This window comes from Fusobacterium sp. JB019 (assembly GCA_030673965.1).
GTDB lineage: Bacteria > Fusobacteriota > Fusobacteriia > Fusobacteriales > Fusobacteriaceae > Fusobacterium_B.
The window spans coordinates 172,591-193,365 of record JAUTCN010000005.1; the positions used below are offsets into that span (position 1 = coordinate 172,591).

The 20,775-nt window shown below is 25.9% G+C and carries 19 protein-coding genes and 1 riboswitch; of the genes, 6 read left to right on the forward strand and 13 right to left on the reverse strand.

The genetic code is table 11. The features are described from left to right. Window positions 1-133 precede the first annotated feature (133 nt). Complete coding sequence (gene putP, locus Q7K47_05060; GenBank protein MDP0506586.1) at window positions 134-1,576, reverse strand: sodium/proline symporter PutP; 1,443 nt, start codon at window positions 1,574-1,576, stop codon at window positions 134-136. A gap of 500 nt (window positions 1,577-2,076) precedes the next feature. On the opposite strand from putP, the gene Q7K47_05065 reads away from it, so the two are divergent. The 5 genes from Q7K47_05065 to Q7K47_05085 all read left to right on the forward strand — a co-directional run bounded on the left by Q7K47_05065 (window position 2,077) and on the right by Q7K47_05085 (window position 5,922). Beyond that, window positions 2,077-2,427 (forward strand): hypothetical protein, encoded by a 351-nt coding sequence (locus tag Q7K47_05065; protein ID MDP0506587.1) that lies wholly within the window; start codon window positions 2,077-2,079, stop codon window positions 2,425-2,427. 50 nt (window positions 2,428-2,477) lie between these two features. Further along, window positions 2,478-2,565: riboswitch (SAM riboswitch) on the forward strand. Window positions 2,566-2,659: 94 nt separating this feature from the next. Continuing rightward, the gene (locus Q7K47_05070; GenBank protein ID MDP0506588.1) at window positions 2,660-3,667 is read left to right on the forward strand and encodes an ATP-binding cassette domain-containing protein; all 1,008 of its coding nucleotides are present in this window, start codon (window positions 2,660-2,662) and stop codon (window positions 3,665-3,667) included. Next, the gene (locus tag Q7K47_05075) at window positions 3,657-4,304 is read left to right on the forward strand and encodes a methionine ABC transporter permease (protein MDP0506589.1); all 648 of its coding nucleotides are present in this window, start codon (window positions 3,657-3,659) and stop codon (window positions 4,302-4,304) included. Before Q7K47_05070 ends, Q7K47_05075 begins: the two co-directional genes overlap by 11 nt. A 29-nt stretch (window positions 4,305-4,333) precedes the next feature. Beyond that, window positions 4,334-5,125 carry a MetQ/NlpA family ABC transporter substrate-binding protein gene (locus Q7K47_05080; protein ID MDP0506590.1) on the forward strand — a complete coding sequence of 264 codons (792 nt, stop codon included), beginning with the start codon at window positions 4,334-4,336 and terminating at the stop codon, window positions 5,123-5,125. Window positions 5,126-5,142: 17 nt separating this feature from the next. After that, window positions 5,143-5,922, forward strand: a complete 780-nt coding sequence (locus tag Q7K47_05085) for a MetQ/NlpA family ABC transporter substrate-binding protein (protein MDP0506591.1) — start codon at window positions 5,143-5,145, stop codon at window positions 5,920-5,922. Between the two features lie 22 nt (window positions 5,923-5,944). Here the strand turns inward: Q7K47_05085 and Q7K47_05090 are convergent, their stop codons facing one another. Genes Q7K47_05090 through Q7K47_05100 form a run of 3 tightly spaced genes read right to left on the reverse strand, consistent with a single transcriptional unit; the run spans window position 5,945 to window position 8,622 of the window. Next, window positions 5,945-6,685: an aminotransferase class IV gene (locus Q7K47_05090; protein ID MDP0506592.1), complete on the reverse strand. Its 741-nt coding sequence runs from the start codon at window positions 6,683-6,685 to the stop codon at window positions 5,945-5,947. Then, window positions 6,675-8,051, reverse strand: coding sequence for an aminodeoxychorismate synthase component I (gene pabB / locus Q7K47_05095; GenBank protein ID MDP0506593.1), 1,377 nt, complete (start codon window positions 8,049-8,051; stop codon window positions 6,675-6,677). Before pabB ends, Q7K47_05090 begins: the two co-directional genes overlap by 11 nt. Before the next feature lie 4 nt (window positions 8,052-8,055). Then, entirely contained in the window at window positions 8,056-8,622 is a 567-nt protein-coding gene (locus Q7K47_05100; GenBank protein ID MDP0506594.1) for an aminodeoxychorismate/anthranilate synthase component II, read from the reverse strand. A 165-nt stretch (window positions 8,623-8,787) separates the two neighbouring features. On the opposite strand from Q7K47_05100, the gene Q7K47_05105 reads away from it, so the two are divergent. Next, on the forward strand, window positions 8,788-9,603 hold the full coding sequence (locus Q7K47_05105) for a nitroreductase family protein (protein MDP0506595.1): 816 nt from the start codon (window positions 8,788-8,790) through the stop codon (window positions 9,601-9,603). A gap of 28 nt (window positions 9,604-9,631) precedes the next feature. On the opposite strand, the gene Q7K47_05110 is transcribed toward Q7K47_05105, so the two are convergent. The 9 genes from Q7K47_05110 to earP all read right to left on the reverse strand — a co-directional run bounded on the left by Q7K47_05110 (window position 9,632) and on the right by earP (window position 20,770). Then, window positions 9,632-10,387 (reverse strand): molecular chaperone, encoded by a 756-nt coding sequence (locus Q7K47_05110; GenBank protein MDP0506596.1) that lies wholly within the window; start codon window positions 10,385-10,387, stop codon window positions 9,632-9,634. Between the two features lie 5 nt (window positions 10,388-10,392). After that, window positions 10,393-11,286: a toxin-antitoxin system YwqK family antitoxin gene (locus Q7K47_05115; protein MDP0506597.1), complete on the reverse strand. Its 894-nt coding sequence runs from the start codon at window positions 11,284-11,286 to the stop codon at window positions 10,393-10,395. Window positions 11,287-11,300: 14 nt separating this feature from the next. Then, the gene (locus tag Q7K47_05120; protein ID MDP0506598.1) at window positions 11,301-13,922 is read right to left on the reverse strand and encodes a hypothetical protein; all 2,622 of its coding nucleotides are present in this window, start codon (window positions 13,920-13,922) and stop codon (window positions 11,301-11,303) included. Window positions 13,923-13,950: 28 nt separating this feature from the next. Beyond that, window positions 13,951-14,805, reverse strand: a complete 855-nt coding sequence (locus Q7K47_05125; GenBank protein ID MDP0506599.1) for a hypothetical protein — start codon at window positions 14,803-14,805, stop codon at window positions 13,951-13,953. 2 nt (window positions 14,806-14,807) lie between these two features. Beyond that, entirely contained in the window at window positions 14,808-16,277 is a 1,470-nt protein-coding gene (locus Q7K47_05130) for an ABC transporter substrate-binding protein (GenBank protein ID MDP0506600.1), read from the reverse strand. A 27-nt stretch (window positions 16,278-16,304) separates the two neighbouring features. Further along, window positions 16,305-18,425 (reverse strand): transporter substrate-binding domain-containing protein, encoded by a 2,121-nt coding sequence (locus Q7K47_05135; protein ID MDP0506601.1) that lies wholly within the window; start codon window positions 18,423-18,425, stop codon window positions 16,305-16,307. Window positions 18,426-18,449: 24 nt separating this feature from the next. After that, the gene (locus Q7K47_05140; GenBank protein MDP0506602.1) at window positions 18,450-18,914 is read right to left on the reverse strand and encodes a hypothetical protein; all 465 of its coding nucleotides are present in this window, start codon (window positions 18,912-18,914) and stop codon (window positions 18,450-18,452) included. Between the two features lie 115 nt (window positions 18,915-19,029). Then, complete coding sequence (gene efp, locus Q7K47_05145) at window positions 19,030-19,593, reverse strand: elongation factor P (GenBank protein ID MDP0506603.1); 564 nt, start codon at window positions 19,591-19,593, stop codon at window positions 19,030-19,032. A 13-nt stretch (window positions 19,594-19,606) separates the two neighbouring features. After that, on the reverse strand, window positions 19,607-20,770 hold the full coding sequence (gene earP, locus Q7K47_05150) for an elongation factor P maturation arginine rhamnosyltransferase EarP (protein MDP0506604.1): 1,164 nt from the start codon (window positions 20,768-20,770) through the stop codon (window positions 19,607-19,609). Between the last annotated feature and the right edge of the window lie 5 nt (window positions 20,771-20,775).

Genomic DNA, 20,775 nt, shown 5'->3' on the forward strand with positions numbered 1-20,775 from the left:
AAGAACAGACTAGCATTTTTAATGTTAGTCTGTTAATTAATTAACGAATCAATATTTAAAAAAATATCTCTCCTTCATTTTCATTTACTTAGATAGAGAATACCACAATTAAACCTTTTCTGTCAATATTTTTTTAATTACAAGTTACTTTACTATCTTTTTTTACACCAAATAAATATTTTTCAGTTATGGTAATCACAATAGCATTTATAGCAAAAGCTGGAACTATTTCATATAAATATGCTCCATAACCAATAGTTTTCCATAAAATAAGAGTTATAGTTCCTATTAACATTCCAGAAAATACACTTCTCCAATTTAAACCTTTTACATAAAGAGTTGCAATAATTGCAGGACCGAATACTCCTCCGAATCCTCCCCAAGCATAGGAAACCATAGCTAGTATTTTTGTAGATGGATTCATAGCCATTACTGTAGCTATTGCAGATATTATTATTATTCCAAATCTTCCAGTCCACATTATTTCTTTTTCAGTTGCATTTTTCTTTATAAATTTATAAAAATCTTCAGATAAAGTAGAAGAAGATACTAATAACTGAGAATCAATAGTTGACATTATTGCTGAAAGTATTGCTGCAAGTAATATTCCTCCTACCCAAGGATTAAAAAGTTTTGTAATCATATATATAAACACTCTTTCAGAATCTCCACCTATCTCAGCAATATCCTTAAATACAGCTATACCTGTTATTCCTATTGCCATAGCTCCCATTAATGAAATAATTACCCATACCATTGCTATTTTTCTAGCTTGAGCTAATTCTTTTAACCCTTTAACACTCATAAATCTTGATAATATATGTGGCTGTCCAAAATATCCAAGCCCCCAAGCAAGAGAAGAAATTATTGCTAAAGTTCCTATATTTCCAGATTTAAATACACTTAAAGATATTTCTTTTGCTTGAGCTGCCATTTGTATTTCTGCCATTCCTCCACCTTTTACATAAGCAAGTCCTGGTACTACTAATATCGCTAAAAACATTAAGCTTCCTTGAAAAAAGTCTGTCCAACAACAAGCTAAATATCCTCCCATAAAAGTATAAAAAACTATTGTTCCTACTCCTATCAATACTGCTACTTTATAATCTATTCCTAAAATACTTTCAAATAATTTTCCAGAAGCAACAAGTCCTGATGCAGAATAAACAGTAAAGAAAAATAATACTATTGCTGCAGAAAATATTCTTATTGTTCCTGTTTTATCTCCTAATTTTTCACTTAAAAAATTAGGTAATGTCATTGTCTTTGTTTCTTCTGTTTGTACTCTCAATTTAGGAGCTACATATCTCCAATTGAGATAAGTTCCCACAGCAAGACCAACTACAACCCATATTTGTGACATTCCAGATGAATAAACAGCCCCAGGTAATCCCATCAATAACCATCCACTCATATCACTTGCCTGAGCCGAAAGAGCTGTTACCCAAGACCCCATACCTCTTCCACCAATTAAATAATCTTCTGCACTTTCTGTTTTCTTATAAAAATAAATTCCTACTCCTACTAAAAATATTAAATACACTACAAATGTTATCATTGTCTCCATTGTCATCATTTCTTTTCCTCCGTCCTTTTATTAAACTCACAATAAATTTTAATTTCTTTACCTACTTATTTGTAAGCTCCCGGGGACTTTAATTAATTTCATAATTCAACTCCTTTATATTAATATTTTTTAAACTTAAATAAAAAAACCATTTAATGCATCTAAATGCAGTTAAATGGCTTTATCATATAAAGAAAGACTTTCTTTAGTTTAGCTCAATTCCACATTAGATACAAATCCAAATTTTCAGCTTAAAATGGATTTATACCTATGATTTAAAATCATACACACAAATCCTAATTATGGAACCATGGGGTTTTGGAATTCTACTGCTATCACTAATTTTTTCACGAGTCTCTCCTTCTAATCTAAAATTTAATTTACATTTATTGTACATATTTTTCAACTAAAAGTCAATATTTTTTTATTTTTGAATTTTATAACTGGACTATATACAGAATAAAGACTATAATATGGACATGAATTAAAATAACTATTGGAGGATTAAAATGGAAAAAATAATTATAAAGTGTCCTAAATGTAAGAAAAAAATGAGGGTTAGAAATCAAGTAGCAAAATATAAATGCCCAAGTTGTTCTCATATATATAAACTAAATAAGTTCAAGATTATTTTATTAAATATTAAAGGATTTTTTATTGGTTTTATAGATACTATCGTAGGAATTAAATCTAGTATTATTTATAAATTTAAATCTATGGTTTCAACTTATAAATATATGAATAAAGTTAGAAAAAATATGAAAGCTGATCCAAACTGGTCTAATTATCATAGAGAACAAAAAGAAATGAAAAATGCAAATAAACGTTCTTTCAAAGATATCTTTAAAAGAAAAAAATAAAAAAACATTTGACAAAATAAGAAAATTAGTATATTATTATTTCAAATAAATATCCATCAAGAGAAACTGAGGGACTGGCCCTTTGAAGTTTCAGCAACCTGCTTGTATAGTGTGGTGCTAATTCCAGACAGATGGCGATGACCCAAAATCGTTGAACCAAATCTCTAAAACTTGATGTATATAGTTTTAGAGATTTTTTTATATATTTTGCAACAAAAGAAAGGAGCACTACATGATACGTATACAAAACATTAATAAAACTTATCCCAATAATTTCGCTGCTGTTAAAAATGTTAATTTACACATTAAAAAAGGAGACATATTTGGTGTTATTGGTTTAAGTGGAGCTGGAAAATCATCTTTAATTAGACTTTTAAATAGATTAGAAGAGCCTACAAGCGGTGAAATAATTATTGATGGAACTAATATAACTTCTTTAAATAAAAAAGAACTTCTTGAAAAAAGAAAAAAAATTGGAATGATTTTTCAACATTTTAATCTTTTATCTTCTAGAACTGTTGAAGAAAATGTCGCTTTTTCTTTAGAAATAGCTAAATGGGAAAAATCTAAAATCAAATCAAGAGTTAGTGAACTATTAGAACTTGTTGAACTTTCTGACAAAAGTAAGTCTTACCCCAGTCAACTTAGTGGTGGACAAAAACAAAGAGTAGCTATAGCTAGGGCTCTTGCTAACAATCCTGAAATACTATTATCAGATGAAGCAACTTCTGCTTTAGACCCTAAAACAACTAAATCAATTCTACAGTTAATAAGAAATATCCAAAATAAACTAGGTCTTACTGTAGTTATGATTACTCACCAAATGGAGGTTATAAGAGATATCTGTAATAAAGTTGCTGTAATGTCTCATGGAGAAATAGTAGAAACTGGGGGAGTTCATCATATATTTTCAAATCCTAAGACTGAAACTACAAAAGAACTTATATCTTATCTTCCAAATAATGAAGAGTCTACTGCTGATTTAATGAAAACTAAAGGAAAAATGTTAATTAAATTAAATTTTCTTGGATCTATTTCAAAAGATCCTATTATTTCAAGAGCAATTAAAAAATTTAATGTGGATTTTAGTATAATAGGCGGATCAATTGAAAGTCTTTCTACAATGAGAGTTGGTCATTTATATGTAGAACTTTCTGGAGATTTTGAAGAACAAAAATTAATTATTCCTTGGTTAACAGAAGAAGGAGTTATTGTGGAGGTGATATATAATGGTCTTTAATATGATTTTTAATTCTACATTAGAAACTTTATATATGGTTTTATTTTCAACTTTATTTTCTTTAGTTATTGGTTTTCCTATTGGTATCTTACTTGTTATAACAAAGGAAGGAAATATCTGGGAAAAACAAAAATTAAATCAAATTTTAGAATTTATTATTAATACTCTTAGATCTTTTCCATTTATTATTCTTATGATTTGTTTATTTCCACTATCTAGAATAATTGTAGGAACAACCATTGGAGTTAATGCTGCTATAGTACCTCTTTCAATATCTGCTGCACCTTTTGTAGCTAGAATAGTTGAAGGTGCTCTAAATGAAATTGATAAAGGTTTAATTGAAGCTAGTTCTAGTATGGGAGCTAATAATTTAACTATAATCTTTAAAGTAATGATACCTGAAACACTTCCTCATCTTATACACGGAATTACTGTAACTATAATCAGTCTTATTGGATACTCTGCAATGGCTGGAACTATAGGTGCTGGAGGTCTTGGAGACTTAGCTATTAGATTTGGATATCAAAGATTCAAGGTTGACATTATGATTTATGCTGTTATTGTTATAATAATTTTGGTTCAATTAATACAAAGTTTAGGTAACTATCTTGTTTATAGAACAAAGAAAAATAGATAATTAAATATATATAAAGGAGAGGATTTATTATGAAAAAAACATTTAAAACATTATTATTAACAGGTATCAACTTATTACTTTTAAGCCAATTAGCTTTTGGAAATACCATATTAAAAGTTGGAGCTACCCCTGTACCACATGCTGAAATATTACAAGCAATTAAACCTGATTTAGCTAAAGAAGGAATCGATCTTAAAATAGTTGAATTCACTGATTATGTTACTCCTAATTTAGCTCTTGCAGATAAAGATTTAGATGCTAACTTTTTTCAACATGTTCCTTATTTAGAAAAATTTAAAAAGGAAAGAAACTTAAAACTTACATCAGCTGGAAATGTTCACGTAGAACCTCTTGGACTTTATTCTAAGAAACATAAATCTTTAGACGAACTTAATAAAAAAGACACTATTGCTATACCTAATGATCCATCTAATGGAGGAAGAGCATTAATCCTTTTACATAACAAGGGAATTATTACTTTAGCTGATCCTACTAATCTTTACGCTACTGAATTTAATATTGCTAAAAACCCTAAAAAATTAAGATTTAAATCTTTAGAAGCTGCCCAACTTCCTCGTGTTTTAGATGATGTTGACTTTGCTGTTATAAATACTAATTTTGTTATTGAAACTGGTTTATCCCCTGAGAAAGATGCTTTATTACTTGAAGGAAAAGATTCTCCATATGCTAATATTGTTGCTGTTAGAAATGATGATTTAAACAAACCTGAAATAAAAAAATTAATGGCTGCTTTACAAAGTGAAAAAGTTAAAAAATTTATTGAGAAAAAATATAATGGTGCTGTTGTTACTGCATTCTAAGATAGGAGGAACTTTTTATGAAAAAAATATTATCACTACTAATATTAACTATTCTTAGTTCTCAGCTTTTATTTGCAAATATTGTCTTAAAAGTAGGAGCTAGTCCTGTACCACATGCTGAGGTATTAGAAAATATTAAACCTTTACTTAAAGAAAAAGGAATTGATCTTAAAATAGTTGAGTTTAATGAATATGTTACTCCTAATCTTGCTCTTGCTAATAAAGATCTAGATGCTAATTTTTTCCAACATATACCTTATTTAGAAAAATTTAAAAGAGAAAGAAATTTAAAACTTTCTCAAGTTGGAGATGTTTTAATCGGTCCAATAGCTCTTTATTCCAAGAAACATAAATCTTTAGACGAACTTAATAAAAAAGACACTATTGCTATACCTAATGATCCATCTAATGGAGGAAGAGCATTAATCCTTTTACATAACAAGGGAATTATTACTTTAGCTGATCCTACTAATCTTTTTGCCACAGAATTTGATATTATTAAAAACCCTAAAAAATTAAAATTTAAATCTTTAGAAGCACCTCAACTTCCTCGTGTTTTAGATGACGTTGACTTTGCTGTTATAAATAGCAATTATGCTATTCAAGGAGGCTTATCTCCAGTTAAAGATGCACTGCTTAGAGAAGATAAAAATTCTCCTTATGTTAATGTTGTTGCTGTTAGACAAGGAGATGAACAAAATGAAACTGTTTTAGAATTAGTTAACGCTCTTAGAAGTCAAAAATCAAAAGATTTCATTCTAAAAAAATATCAAGGATCTATAATTCCAACTTTTTAAAACAAATTAAAAGACCTTAACTTTAAAAAGTTAAGGTCTTTTTTAATTCATTTGTAAATTGCATCTTATAATTTAAGTTGTTTATTTTACTAATAGGCATTATCCCCATAAGAGAATTAGTTATAAATATTTCATCTCCAGTTAATAAAAATTCTTTATCCATATTTTCTTCGTAAACTTCTATCCCTAATTTTTTGAGAGAATCAATTATTTTTTGTCTAATAATTCCGTTTAAAATCCCACTTTCTAATTTTGGAGTATATATTTTTTTATTTTTCACTACAAATATATTGCTTGTAGAGCATTCTCCTATTTGACCTTTTGTATTTAAAAATATAACTTCATTATATCCATTTTCTTTAACTCTCTTTAACTCTCTAAGATTTTCTAAATAATTCAAGGTTTTATGATATACTATTTTAGAAGTTTCATTTTTCAATATATCAGAAAAAGTTAATTTAAATCCATCCTTATACATCTTTTGGGTATAGTTTATTTCTCGTATAGAAAAAATCATACTGCTCATATTATTATCTTTTAAAACACTTACTCTTAAAGCAAAATTTTCATTAGGAAATTTATTTATTTCTTTTCTTATTTTTTCCTGAAATTCTTCAAAATCTATATACAGATTTATATCTAATTCCTTACTGGAATTCTTCATCCTATCAAAATGTTCCAACAAATAAATAGGTTCATTATTTATAACTTTTATAGTTTCAAATAGTCCATATCCATATAATAAACCTTCATTAATTTTCATTATTTCCCCTCCAAATTAATGCTTCTTTAAGTGCTTTTCCTTTTAAAAGACTTTCTTCATATTCTAATTCACTATCAGAATCCCAAATTATTCCTCCCCCTACTTGATAATAAGCTTTAGATTTCTTACATAATATACTTCTTATGGCTATATTAAAATCCATATTTTTATTAAAACTTATATAACCTATATTCCCAGTATATATATTTCTTGTTTTTTCTTCTAGTTCACCTATAAGTTTCATAGCACTTATCTTGGGAGCTCCTGTAATAGATCCTCCTGGAAAAGTTCCCTTGATAATTTCTTTAATAGAAAAACCTGACCTTAATTTTCCTGAAACATTCGCAACTTGCTGAAAAACTGTAGCATATTCTTCTATATGAAAAAGTTCTTCAACTTTTACACTTCCACTTTCACAAATTTTTCCTATATCATTTCTTTCTAAATCTATAATCATTAATAATTCAGCTTGATCTTTTTCACTATTTTCAAGAATTTTTCTATTTTTTATATCTTCTGTTTTATTTTGTCCTCTAGCAATAGTTCCTTTTATAGGCCTTGTATCTATATTATCTCCCCTAACTCTGACAAATCTTTCTGGAGAAGATGATACTATCTGATAATCTTTATAATCTAAATAAGCAGCAAATGGAGATTTATTTGTTTTAGAAAGCCTATTATACAAAGTAAATGGAGACTTATTTAAATTACAGTTAAATCTTTGAGTAAAGTTTATTTGATAAACATTTCCATTTTCTATATTGTTTTTCACACATGAAATAGCATCTAGATACTTATCTTTTGATATTTCATTTTGTATTTTTACATCTGTATTATAAAAACTATCCTTTATTTCAGAAGGATTTAATATTTTATCTTCTATCTTTTTAATTCTTTCCTCAACATTTTCTAAAAATTCATGAGAAATTAAATAGATTTTTTCTTCTTTATTATCTATTAAAATAACTTCATTATAATAACTAAAATACATATCATAAATATTTAAATCATCCTCTTGATTAATATCTAATTTTTCAACTTCACCATAAAAATCATATGCAAAATATCCAATTGCTCCACCGATAAATGGCATTTTTTTCCCCTCTTCTATCTTATATTTTTCCATATATTCTACCAAAGTATCTAATGGGCCTTTCTTTTCAATTTGCCATTTTTTATCTTTATATATTTCAACTTTAGTCCCTTTACTTCTAATTCTAAAAAATGGATTACTTGCTATTATTGAATATCTTCCTAAATTTTTATCTAATTTTTGACTCTCTAAAAGAACCGGAAGCTCATCTTGTAAAAAATTATTAAAAATTTCTTTGACATCACTTTTTAATTTATATTCTCTTATATTCAAAATATTATTCCCCCTCAAAAAAATTATTTAACATTTCTAATCCATATTCTGTTAGCAAAGCTTCTGGATGAAATTGAATTCCTTCTATTAAATATTTTTTATGCTTTATTCCCATAATGACATTATCTTCTGTTTTCGCTGTTATTATAAAATCCTTTGGTAAGGAAGATTCTTCAACTACTAAAGAATGGTATCTAGTTACATTTAGAGGAGATTTTAAATGTTTAAAAACTCCCAATCCATCATGATTAACTTTAGAAATTTTTCCATGAACTGGCTCTTTTCCTTTTACTATTTTTCCTCCAAATGCTTCTGCTATTGACTGATGCCCTAAACAAATACCTATAATCGGAATTTTTCCTTTAAATTTATTAATTACTTTTAAAGTTATTCCTGCTGATTTGGGATTCCCTGGACCTGGAGATAACAGTATCCCTTCAGGATTTAGATTTTGTATTTCTTCTAAACTTATTTCATCATTTCTTTTTACCATTATCTGTTTATTTAATATCTCCAAATACTGAACTAAATTATATGTAAATGAATCATAATTATCTATTATTAATATCATATATCCTCTCCTTACTAAATCACATTAGTAATAGTTTATCATAAACTAAATTTATTTCAATAAAAGTTTTTATTCTATTTATTTTTCATTTGGACTTTTCTTTTTAAATACTATATAATTATATAATGTAGTAATTATATTTTTTGATTAGTTTAGGAGGATTAAATGTTTAAAATAGATAATAAAAAATGTATTGGATGTGCCCTTTGTATAGATGACTGCTTTGTAAAAGATATCATTTTTGTTGAAGAGAAAGCTTTTATTAAAAATAATGATTGTATAAAGTGTGGACATTGTATAGCTATTTGTCCAACTAATGCTATTTACACAGATGAATATGATATGAATGAAGTTATTGATTATGATAAAGTTTCTTTTAATATTAAACCTGAAAATTTATTAAATTTTATAAAATTTAGAAGAACAATTAGAAAATTTAAAGATAAAAAAGTAGAAAATGAAAAATTAATAAAAATAATTGAAGCAGGAAGATATACTCCCACAGCAAGTAATTCTCAAGATGTTTCTTATATTATTATTCAAGAAAAAATAAATGAACTAAAAAAATTAGTATTAGAATCATTAAATGATTTAGCTAAAGAAATTTTAAAAAATCCAAAAAATGAATTAGATATAAAGTATGCTAAAACTTGGAAACTTATGTATAGAATATTCCAGAGAAATCCCAATAAGCAAGATAATCTTTTCTTTTTCTCTAAAAATATTATAATCATAACCTCTCCTAACGAATTAAATGCTGGTCTCGCATCAACCAATATGGAACTTATGTGTAATTCTTTAGGTTTAGGATCTCTATATAGTGGATTTTTTATATTAGCTTGTAAAAATAATGATCAAATCAGAAAATTTCTAAATTTAAATAAAAATGAAAAAATAATAAATTGTATGGTTATTGGATATCCAGATGTAAAATATTTAAGAACTGTACCTAGGAAAAAATCTAATATTACATGGTTATAAAAAAAGAAGAGACTAGTCTCTTCTTTTTTTATAAAGTATGTTTTCCTTGATATAAAATTCTATTTAGTTGATCAGTTATTGTTACTCTTATAGTTTTTCCCTTAATATTATCTACAGTCATTGAATTATCTATTCTGTTTTTTCCATTTCTTGCACTTCTTCCAAACTCAGTATCATAAACTTTTTCAACTTTACCTGCATTATTTAATATTTCTAATTTCCTAGATAATTTTAAACTAGCATTTCCTTTTGAAACTAAATCACATCCCATAATGACATTATCTTCATCAGCTAATTTTACAGTAAAATTACTTAAACTCCCTTTTACTATTTGTTCGCCATAAGTACCATAAATACTAATACCAATTTCAGCTAACATTTTAAGCTGAACACCGATGCCTGTACTTTCTTCTATATTAGTTTCAACCTTCTTAATTTCTCCTTCTTTCTCTTTAAAAACAATATAACTCTTATATTCACCTGGTTCCATATTAGGACTAGGCTTAACTCTAAATCTAACAATTTGTCTTCCACCTGGTTTGATTGAAACCATTTTAGGATATAGTTTAATATTCTTATTTAAATTATATTTTCCATATCCCTCTGGAGCCTCTAAAAAAGTTGAAACTCTCATAGGTTCTGCAGTATTATTCATAAGTATTACTTCATTAGTTGCTATTTTGTCTAGACTAACCTCAAATCTTGTTGGGGCTACACTAAAGTTAAACGCTAAAAGTTGAATAGACATCAACATTCCTGCAAATAACATTATCATTTTTTTCATACACATCACTCCATTTCTGTTAATATTTTATTATATTGTTCATACTTTAAATCCCTATTAAATTTCTTAAACATTCCTACTATATTATCTCTAAGCCTTGGAACTTTAGTTTCACCTGTTCCTAACTCTAATCCATTTTCAAATTTAGCTACATCCAATATCATTCCAGATTTATCATAAATAACTAATTCTCCATCTTTCAAACCTTTTTTATATTCTATAGTTGTTTTTAAATCTCCATTTCTATAAAACATCATCCATTTACCTTCTCTCCTGTTATTTATATAATTTCCATCTAATAATAATGTTCCACCATCTGAATATATCCTAATAGGTCCATTTACCTTTCCTAATCTAAAATTAGTTTCAGCTTTTAAATTTCCACTATTATAGAAAAAAGTTCCTTCCTTTTCTAGAAGTCCATTTTTATAATTCACTGTAGCCTTCAAACTTCCATCTTTATTATATTGAACTACTTTTCCTGCAAGCAACCCATCTTTTAAATTTTCATATCCTGCTATTGCTTTATTCGGATAAAAATATGACCAATGTCCATGAGGTCTATCATAATTATATTTCATAATAGCTTTAGTTATCCCTGTTTTATATTTCAAATACCAAACTCCATGTTTTATTCCCTGAACATATCTTCCTTCATATAAAAAAGCTTCTTTATCTATTTTAACTATACCTTTAAAATAGCCATCTTTTATTCCACTTTTATATATTTCTACTATATTTTTCCCCTTTAATGTTCCTGTATAAGGAGATTTTTCATTTTTTATATAAACTATCCCGCTTTTCAATAATTTTTTATCTATGTTTTCTATTCTTTCTCTTGAGAAAATTTCAAAAGAAAAAACTAACATTAGACTAAATAAAATAAATAATTTTTTCAATTTAATTCTCTCCTTTAAAAGTTATTTAATATATTTGTTATATCTTCTGTTTCTTCTTTATCTTCTGTTACTTCTGATTGATTTTCTTCGTCACTATCATCTACTTCTATTATTGTATCTAAGCCTTCAAAATATCCTCCCTCCTCATCACTTTCTAATTTAACTATCACTGGTATTTCTTCTTGAGTAAATTTAATTCTTTCATCACCTAAATAATTAAATTTAATTATATATTCTCCTGGAACTACATCTTCAAAGAAAAATAAGCCATCATATTCTGGATCTATTTCTTTATATGTTTTCCCATCTTTTAATAAAGAAATATTGGTCATACTTATAATACGCATAAATTTTCTATCATTTATTTTTTCTCCCATCCAAAGATTTCCACTGACCATAGAAACCGGAGCTATTGGAATATCTATCTTAACACCTTCAGAAGCTTTTGTTACAATTGTTACTTTATCTCTTACACTTTTTAACATTGGATCAATTGTTCTTCTATTTAAAGAAAGTTCATGAATTTTATTAGGTAATACTCCATCTATAAAATATTTTCCTTTTTCATTTGTAAAAATTGTATCCCCATCTAAAGATACACCAACTTTCTCTAACAAACGTTCTCCTTCATCATATTTTTCATTACTATTTGAATCTAAATAAACTTTTCCAAATACCCAAGATTTATCAATATCTACATTTTTAACGTCTCTTCTTATATCTGACAAATCTATAATTTTATCAAGCTTCAATCCTACTTTTCTACTTCCTTTATCATCTATATAAATAGGTGTTTCCACACTAACATGATCATCAAAATACAATGTGAAATCAAGAGAACTATAAAATTTTTCTTCATCAGAATAATTTGCTGATAAACTAACATCATAAAATAATTCAGTTTTAGGTATCTGTAATTTTCTTGTATAAGCTCTAAAACTATAATCTGACTCTAAATCTTTTGTAAAATCTTTAGCCTTAAATTCTGCTTTCAATATAAAACTTACATTTTTTACTCCGTGATAACTAACTTCTGGACTATAAACCATAAAGGAACCTTCATCATTTTCTACTTTTTTTAATCTTATTCCAAATGTCGTTTGATAAAATCTTCTATTCTCAACATCTAAAAAATATTCATGTTCTTTTCTAGATTCTTCATTATTTTTTAATGTGTAACCAATTTCTACAGAATTATTATTAAAATCTTTATTTGCTGATATACGGTAATAATCCGATATATTTTCTTGATCTTTTATTGATTTTCCATATTTCTCGTTTTCAAATCTTAAATTAACGTCATCAATATTATGATTAATAGTCAATTCATAACTATCACTTTTAGTTTTATTTTCATAATAATTTGTAAAATTGGTTATTGTTTTATCTCTTCCTTGACCTGTTTTAAATATTAAATTATTCTTTAATATCCTATATTTTTTACTGCCTGAAGATTTTAAATCATACGCCCCTATTCCAGCAGTAAGTGAATCATTTAAACCATATCTAACTTCTGCATACTTTTGATCATCTTTTTGTTTTTCTGTTCTTCCTATTTGAACTGTGTAATCAATTTTCCCCTCATTTAATAGCCTTCTATCTCCTGCTATATAAACTTTTCTATTTTCTATTTTACCATCTCTATAGTATATCTTTAAATTATATTCCCCTCTAGATGCCCTATCTTTTATCTTAAATTCAAATTCTTCTTTATTAGGTCTTAGATAATCAACTAAAGCCTGTCCTTGATAAAGCTCTATAATATCAGCATTTTTAGCCTTACCTTTAATCTTTATATAACCATCTTCATCTGATTTAGTCATATAAGTATTATCATCACCAAAATATACACCTCTTAAATCACCGCTTACATCTACAAACCCTGGAAGTTCCATATTAAAATTTCCTAATATTAAACTTTTCTTTTTAAAAACATTATGATAAGTCAATCTATATATATCTAATTCTTTTTTTGGTGTTATATCTTGCTTTACATAAAAATCTCCATACAACAATTGATTAGCATATTCAAAATCAAAATTGTCTTCATTTTTTTCAATATCATTTTTATAATAATTTAATTTTAAAAGACCTGGTGTAAAAAGTTTTCCCTTAGATAAATAATCGATATTTACTTCTGTCTCTTCTTGTGATTGATCAAATCTCATTCTATTTATTTTGCTTTTTTCTCTTTCTTCTATTGGTAATTCAAACAAAGGATTTAATGTTATACTAAGTTCTGAAGAATTATATGTTGGATCTTTTATATTTAGTTTTTTTAGTTTTTCTATACCTACAAATATATCTTCATTATCTACAAAATACTCTTTTTTAGAAAAAGTTGTTTTAAAATTTTTACCTGCTATTTCACCTGAAACTAAACCTGTTTTAGTATTCACTTCCACATTATAAAGCTCTAAAAAATAAAACAAAGATTTTATTCCTACGTAAACTCTATCATTTTCGTAATCATACTTCACCATAAAAAAATCATCCATTTTTCTTCTTGCTCTAATTTCCACATAAGCTTCTTCATAATTTTTATAGTCTCCTGTAAAAGAATAGGAAACATTAAAAATTATAGTAAAAATAACTATCATTTTTATTCTATTTAAATTTTTATTCAATCTTCCCATATTCTCTCCCATTTAAAATAAGACTATTTTATTTAAATCTAAACTTAACATAAAAACTTCCCTTGTATTTACCTACAGGAGTATTTTTATGAGTTTGGACTTCCCCTATTACTCTAATTTTACTATGAGAATCCCACGTACTATAATTATATAATTCATCTGTTAAATTTACCTGTAATCTATTTCCATTTGAATTTTCAATATATGTAAATTCTGGCATTTCGTAAGTGCTTCTATCATTATAAAAATAAACATCTACATCTACATCTGCTCTAGAAGACTGCCCTGCTATAACTTGGCCAAAATCCATTTTGCCACTAACATTAACATTCACTTTTGGAATAACATTAGTTTGGTAATATAAATATGCAATATCAATTGTTTTATTTTTTTGATTATAAAAAGGGACATCATATTTTAATCTCATTCTTCCTATCCAATCTGTATAAGTTCTATTACCTCCATTTCCTGGAGGATATGCCCACTCATAACCTGAATAAGTTCCTAAAATTTTAATTTTTAGTTTATTTGAATTATCTGGAAATTCTATAACATCACCTACATTTACTTCTCTTCCATTAACATAATACCTAAAATCATAAATTTTACCAACTGGTATATTTAAAAAATCTACATGATCTCTATCAGGTAATGATTCTATTCTTATATTTTTTATTTTATTTTTCCATTTTTGCTTTAGTTCTATTTCTATTGCTTCATTTTCCTTTAATTTTCTTCTTGAAGCTCCTGTTATGACATCTTCCATTACGCCAATTTCTGTAGTTGCTGAAAGTATCCTATCGTAATCATTCCCCCAAAATTTCTGAGAATAAGTTAATGTATATATTAATAAAGAGAATATTAAAACTACAGTTTTTTTCATAATTATCTATCCACCTTTTTATCAATATCGTATATTTTATCCAGTCTATTATAACCTACCACTAATAATTTTTCATGAATTATTGGAATATATGATAATTCCTTATATATAAGTTGAACTATTTTATCAAAAATCTTATCTCTTTTTGATTTATCCTTTTCTTCCATAGCAATTTTTAAAAATGGATCAATAGCATTATATAAATCTATATCTTTTATATCATTTAACAAAATATTTCTGATATTTAATAAAATATAATCATCCTTATAAACCATATTATAAAGGGCTACATCATAATCTCCATTTTTAATTTTCATAGAATAAGAATCTATATTATGAGGCAATATATTTACTTTAATTCCATATAACTTAAATTGTTCTTTTATAATTTTTGCCATATCTAACATATTATTTAATATCATTAAGTTTATTTCATTTTTTATATTACTTTTCTTTATTTCAGATTTTATTAATTTTTTATTAAAATTATTTTCTGTTTTAGATAAAGATGCTTTAAATAAACTTTTTGGAAAATATGTTTCTGCCATATTGTCTTTTGTCCCTGTTACTAATTTTGAAATTTCTTCTCTATTTATAATTTTTTCAATCAATTTTCTATTTTTTCTTGTATAGATATCTTTATTTTTATTTCCAAACCTAATAACAGCACTTTCCATCAAATTATTCTTTCTAACTAAAACATCATCTGGAATTATACCTTCTTCCCTTGCCTCGTTATATGCATTTTCACTTACATCAAAAGCTACATCACTTCCTTCATCAAATAAAGAAGTCATTTTTTTCTTATCATTAATTTCATGAGTAAATCTTATTTTTTTTACTATAGATTTCCCTTTAAAATATTTAAAATATCTTTTTAAAACAACTTGTCCATTATTAAAAACAATAGGATAGAATCTCCCACTTCCTGTAATTCCTTTTTTGGTTTTCTTTACTATAGAACCAGATACATATGTTAACTTTTCTAAAAACATAGTGTCTTCTTCTTCTAATTTCATTATTAGCTTTTTACTGTCTATGATTTTTATATTTCTTATTTCCTCAAAAGTATCTTTTAAAGCTCCTTTTTCAGAAAATCTTTCAAAAGTAAATTTAACGTCAGTTGAAGATAGCTCCTCTCCATTGTGAAATAATACCCCCTCCTTTAATTCTATAAATAGAGTCCTTTCATCCTTCCATTTATAATCTTTAACTAAATAAGGAACTACTTTACCATCTTCTATATTAAATAACGTATCATAAATTAACTTTACTGCTCTTTCTGAATATTGATCTCTCATTTTTATAGGATCTAAAGTTTGAATCTTAATACTTTGAATAATATTAAGTTCATTCTTTACTTCATTTTCGTTTCTAACTTCCTCCATAAAAATGCTTTCTATATTAGAGTCTTCTCCTAAAGATATTATGTTTGATATAAGAAATACTATGAATAATAAATATTTCTTCAAAATTTCACCTCTTCTTTTAATAAATTATTATTTTATAGCAGAATAAAATTCCTCAGCCAAATCAACTGCTTCTTTATTTTCTTCATAAATTTTTTCAAATAACTTATGGTTTTTAACAAAGCATTCCACTATTTCAGAAGAAAAACTTTTACCTGATTCTGATTTTATTATTTCCACTGCTTCACTATGAGTCAAACTTTTCTTGTATGCTTTTTCCTGTCTCAAAGCATCATACATATCAGCAACACCTACCAAAGCTGCTTCTAAAGGAATATCATTTCCTTTTAATTTAAGAGGATAACCTTTTCCATTCCATTTTTCATGATGAAATCTAACTATATTCTCTGCTATTTTTCCTAGTTTTAAATTTTTAACTATTTCAAAACCTGAATTAACATGCCCTTTTACTATATTAAATTCTTCTGATGTTAATTTCCCTGGTTTTTTTAAGACATCAGCAGGAATAGTAACTTTCCCAATATCATGCACCGTTGCATATTTTCTTATCTCGTCTATTTCTTCTTTTGTAAATTTTCCTATATCCCTTGCTAAAACTTCTGAATAAAGGCCTAGTCTTTTAGTATGTTCCCCCGTATCTTCATCATTTAGTTTATTTGCCATCTCTAAAGTCTTTACTAGCATATAACTTAATTCTTCGGCTCTTTTTCTATTTCTTTCTGAAATAATTAAAACTATTATTAAGATTATTATAAATATTAATACAGGTATACCTATTTTAGCCATTAATTTATAATTTCTAGCAACTAAAATATTTTTTGTTAAAGAATCATCATAAATAGTTTTATCTACATCAAAACTTTCTACAATCATTCTTACTAATTGAGATAATTCTGGCTGATCTTTGTCGATAGCTACACTTACATTTAAAGTGTCATTTAAAATTCCAGCTATTTTAACTTTATCTTCTATAAAATTATTAGAAATAATCCCATTTATAGAACCAAAGTAACCTACTAAACACTCTCCTTTTTTATCAAGAAGTCTTTCTAATCCTTCTTGATATGTAGCAACTTCTATTATTTCAGGATTTTTAACTCTACTTTCTATATATTCTCTAATATTCGTATCTTTTCTAACTATTATTTTTTTGTTATCTAAATCAGCTATATTTTCTATAAAACCATCTCTACTTCTATTGGCTATAGTAATTTTACTTTCATAATAAGGTTTAGTAAATATATAACTTTTTAAATTTTTGCTATTTCTAACAAGAATAGGCTTTATATCTCCATTATTCTCACTAAAAACAAGGGGTATCTCAAGTACTCTTTCTATCTCTTTAATAACTTTTATAGTTATTCCTTTATAACTCTTTTTATAAGAATAATAGAAAGGTATCATATATTTATCTTCTGGTAATTTTACTTTTATTTCATTAAATTTATTTTTTACTATTGAATAATTTGGTGTATCTTTTAAAATATACTTATAATATTTTGTTCTTTCAGTACTAATTATTTTTTCTATTTCTTCATTTTTTAAATTATCAATTTTTAATTTTATTTTGTTATAAACATTTTCTTTATCTTTATCAATAGCTATACATTCTTTATAGTTAATCTTATCAATAATTCTTGTAATTTTATTATCATCATAATAATTAAGCCAATCTTTAATTATTAAAGCTTCTATCTCTCCTTTATCAAGAGCTTCTAATCCCTTTTCTCTATTTTTAACTGAATTTTCTATGAAATTTATATTTTTAAATCTAGTTTTAATTTCTTTTAAACCTTGACTCCCTTTTATATATCCAACATTTAAATTATTTAAATCATCCATTGTTTTTACAAAGGAATCCTTTCTCGTTAAAACTGCAACTGTATACCTAATTGGAGTTTCAATATAATAATGTTCATTATCATTTTTATCTTCAAAAGTTCTAACAATAACTGAACTTTCTTTACTAACTCTACTGTGATTATTATAAAAACTATCGTCTACTTTATAAATAACTTTATCTGAAATTCCATCTAAAAAATAAGTATATACTCCCTCGTATTTACCTATTTCTAAATTCTTATAAAGATACATATCAGTAGTTTTTAAAGGTATATTTACTTTTATTGCATCCTCACCAAAGGAAAAACTAAATAAACACATCATTAAACCTAATATTATTTTCTTCATATATCCTCCATTTTTATGTAATTATTAATTATACCTTACTTTTACCACAGCAAAACCTTCATAATATCCTGGATTATCAACTACTCTATCAATACTTCCTATTATATTATCTCTTACTTCTCCATTATTTATATATAAATATCCATCATTTGAACTTTGCAATCTTAAATTAACTCTTTGTTTTTTAGAATTATCAGCTTGATTTATTAATTCTATATATCCTTCATTAGAAATATTATTTCTATCAAAAAATTTAACTAACACCCATCTTCCTGCTTCCCCTTCAATTTCGATATTACTTGTTGCTTCTATATTAGTTGCTCCAGGCATACAATCCCCAAAGTGCATAGGGGTAACTTCGACACTTAAATCTTTTATAATTTCTAGTTCTACCTCTATTTCAACTTGTCCTTCTTTTACAGATTTTCCTTGTATAAAAGAAAATAATAATATATATACGGTCATAAAAAAAACAAATTTTTGTTTCATTTTTTCCTCCTAACTATCTTTTTCCCTTAGTTTTATTGTACCTTAATTCGATTAAAAAAACAATAAACAAGTAAAAAATAATAAAAAAAAAGTGGCTTAAGCCACTTTTTTTTTATTATTTTTTTATTCTTTCAACATAAGAATGATTTCTTGTGTCTATTTTTATCCATTCCCCTTGTTCAACAAATAAAGGTACTTGAATTTCAAATCCTGTTGCTAATTTTGCTGGTTTAAGAGCTTTTCCTGTAGTATCTCCTCTTAATCCTGGTTCAGTATATTCTATTTGTCTTTCAACAAATGTAGGTAACTCTACACTTACTGGAGTTTCTTCATAATATTGAATTTGAACTTCCATTTCTTCTTCTAAATAATTAATTGCATCTCCTAAATCTTCTGCAGATAATTCAATTTGATCCCAAGTTTCTGGATTAGAGAAAATATAGTTAGTTCCATCAGAATAAGAATATACAGCATTAACTCTTTCTAGTCTTATATCATCCATTTTTTCATCAGCTTTTATAGCTGTATCCACTATATTTCCAGCTAATAAGTTTTTCATTTTTAATTTCATAACCGCTGCATTTCTTCCTGATTTATTATACTCAGCTTTTAATACGATGAATGGATCTTTACCTATTCTTATTGTAGACCCTTGTCTTAATTCTTGTGCTACTTTCATTAATTGTCCCCCTTTAAAATCCTTTTATATATGTTTTTAATTTTTCTACTAAATTACATTCTTTAGTTAAAAAAGTACTATACTTTTTACAAATTTTTTCTATAGTAGAAAAATTATGGAATAAAGCTGAATAGTTTTCATTTCCTAACTTTAAAGAATTCTCATTTCTATCATTATAGTCTCTTAAGAGTTTTTTATATTTTTCAAAAATATTTTTTTCTTCATGAGATAGTAAAATACTTTCTTCTAATCTTGCTATAAAAGCATTTAATTTATCCATGTGGACTTGATCTTCTTGTAAATATATGTGCCATAAAAAAGGTTTCCCTAATATCAAAGCTCTAACTATAGAATCTTCTCCTCTTGTAAAATTAAAATCTGAGGCAGAAATAATCTCTTCATATTCCTCTTGAGATAAAAATTCCATATTCTTTAGAATTATTTTACCATATTTCATAAAATTTCCAAAATTTTCTAAAAGATTTTCATCTAAAACTTTAAGAATACTTTTTTGTGTTTTTTCACCCATAAGTAATAAAACTGTATCTTTTTCCATCCTATTTAACTCTATTAATAAATTTTTAAAATTTTTTTCATAAGAAAAAATAGTCCCCACTAGCTTTTTATCAAAAAATATTTTTGGCAAATATTTTTCTAATATTTTATCTTTATGTATTTCACCATATTCTTTTCTTTTTATAAAAGTTTCATCTAATATAATTCCACCACTTTTATTAGTAAAGCCTGGCATATAAAAAATCTTTTTTAAATTCTTAGAATCTATTAATGATTCTTGCAAATGAAAACCTTCAATCCATTTTTCGCCTGAAAGATATTCAAGATTTATCCAAAGTTTTGACTTTTCTTTAGCTATATCTATATAATCTTTTAAGATATTACAACCAAAAGCCTCTATTATTATATCAGAAACTCCATACTTTTTTAAATTTTTTTTTAAAAAATTTTCTTTAATATATATAAGGTTACCTACCTCTTGATAATCCTTGTCTTTTGTTTTTGGATTAACTTTTAACAACTCCTCTAATTTGTTTAAAATTATTCTTATCCTAACTTGAGGATAAACTCTTTTTAATTCTTTAGATAATCTATATACAACTCCTATATCTCCATAATTGTCAATAATTTCACAAAATATATCAATACTTCTAGGTATCATACTTA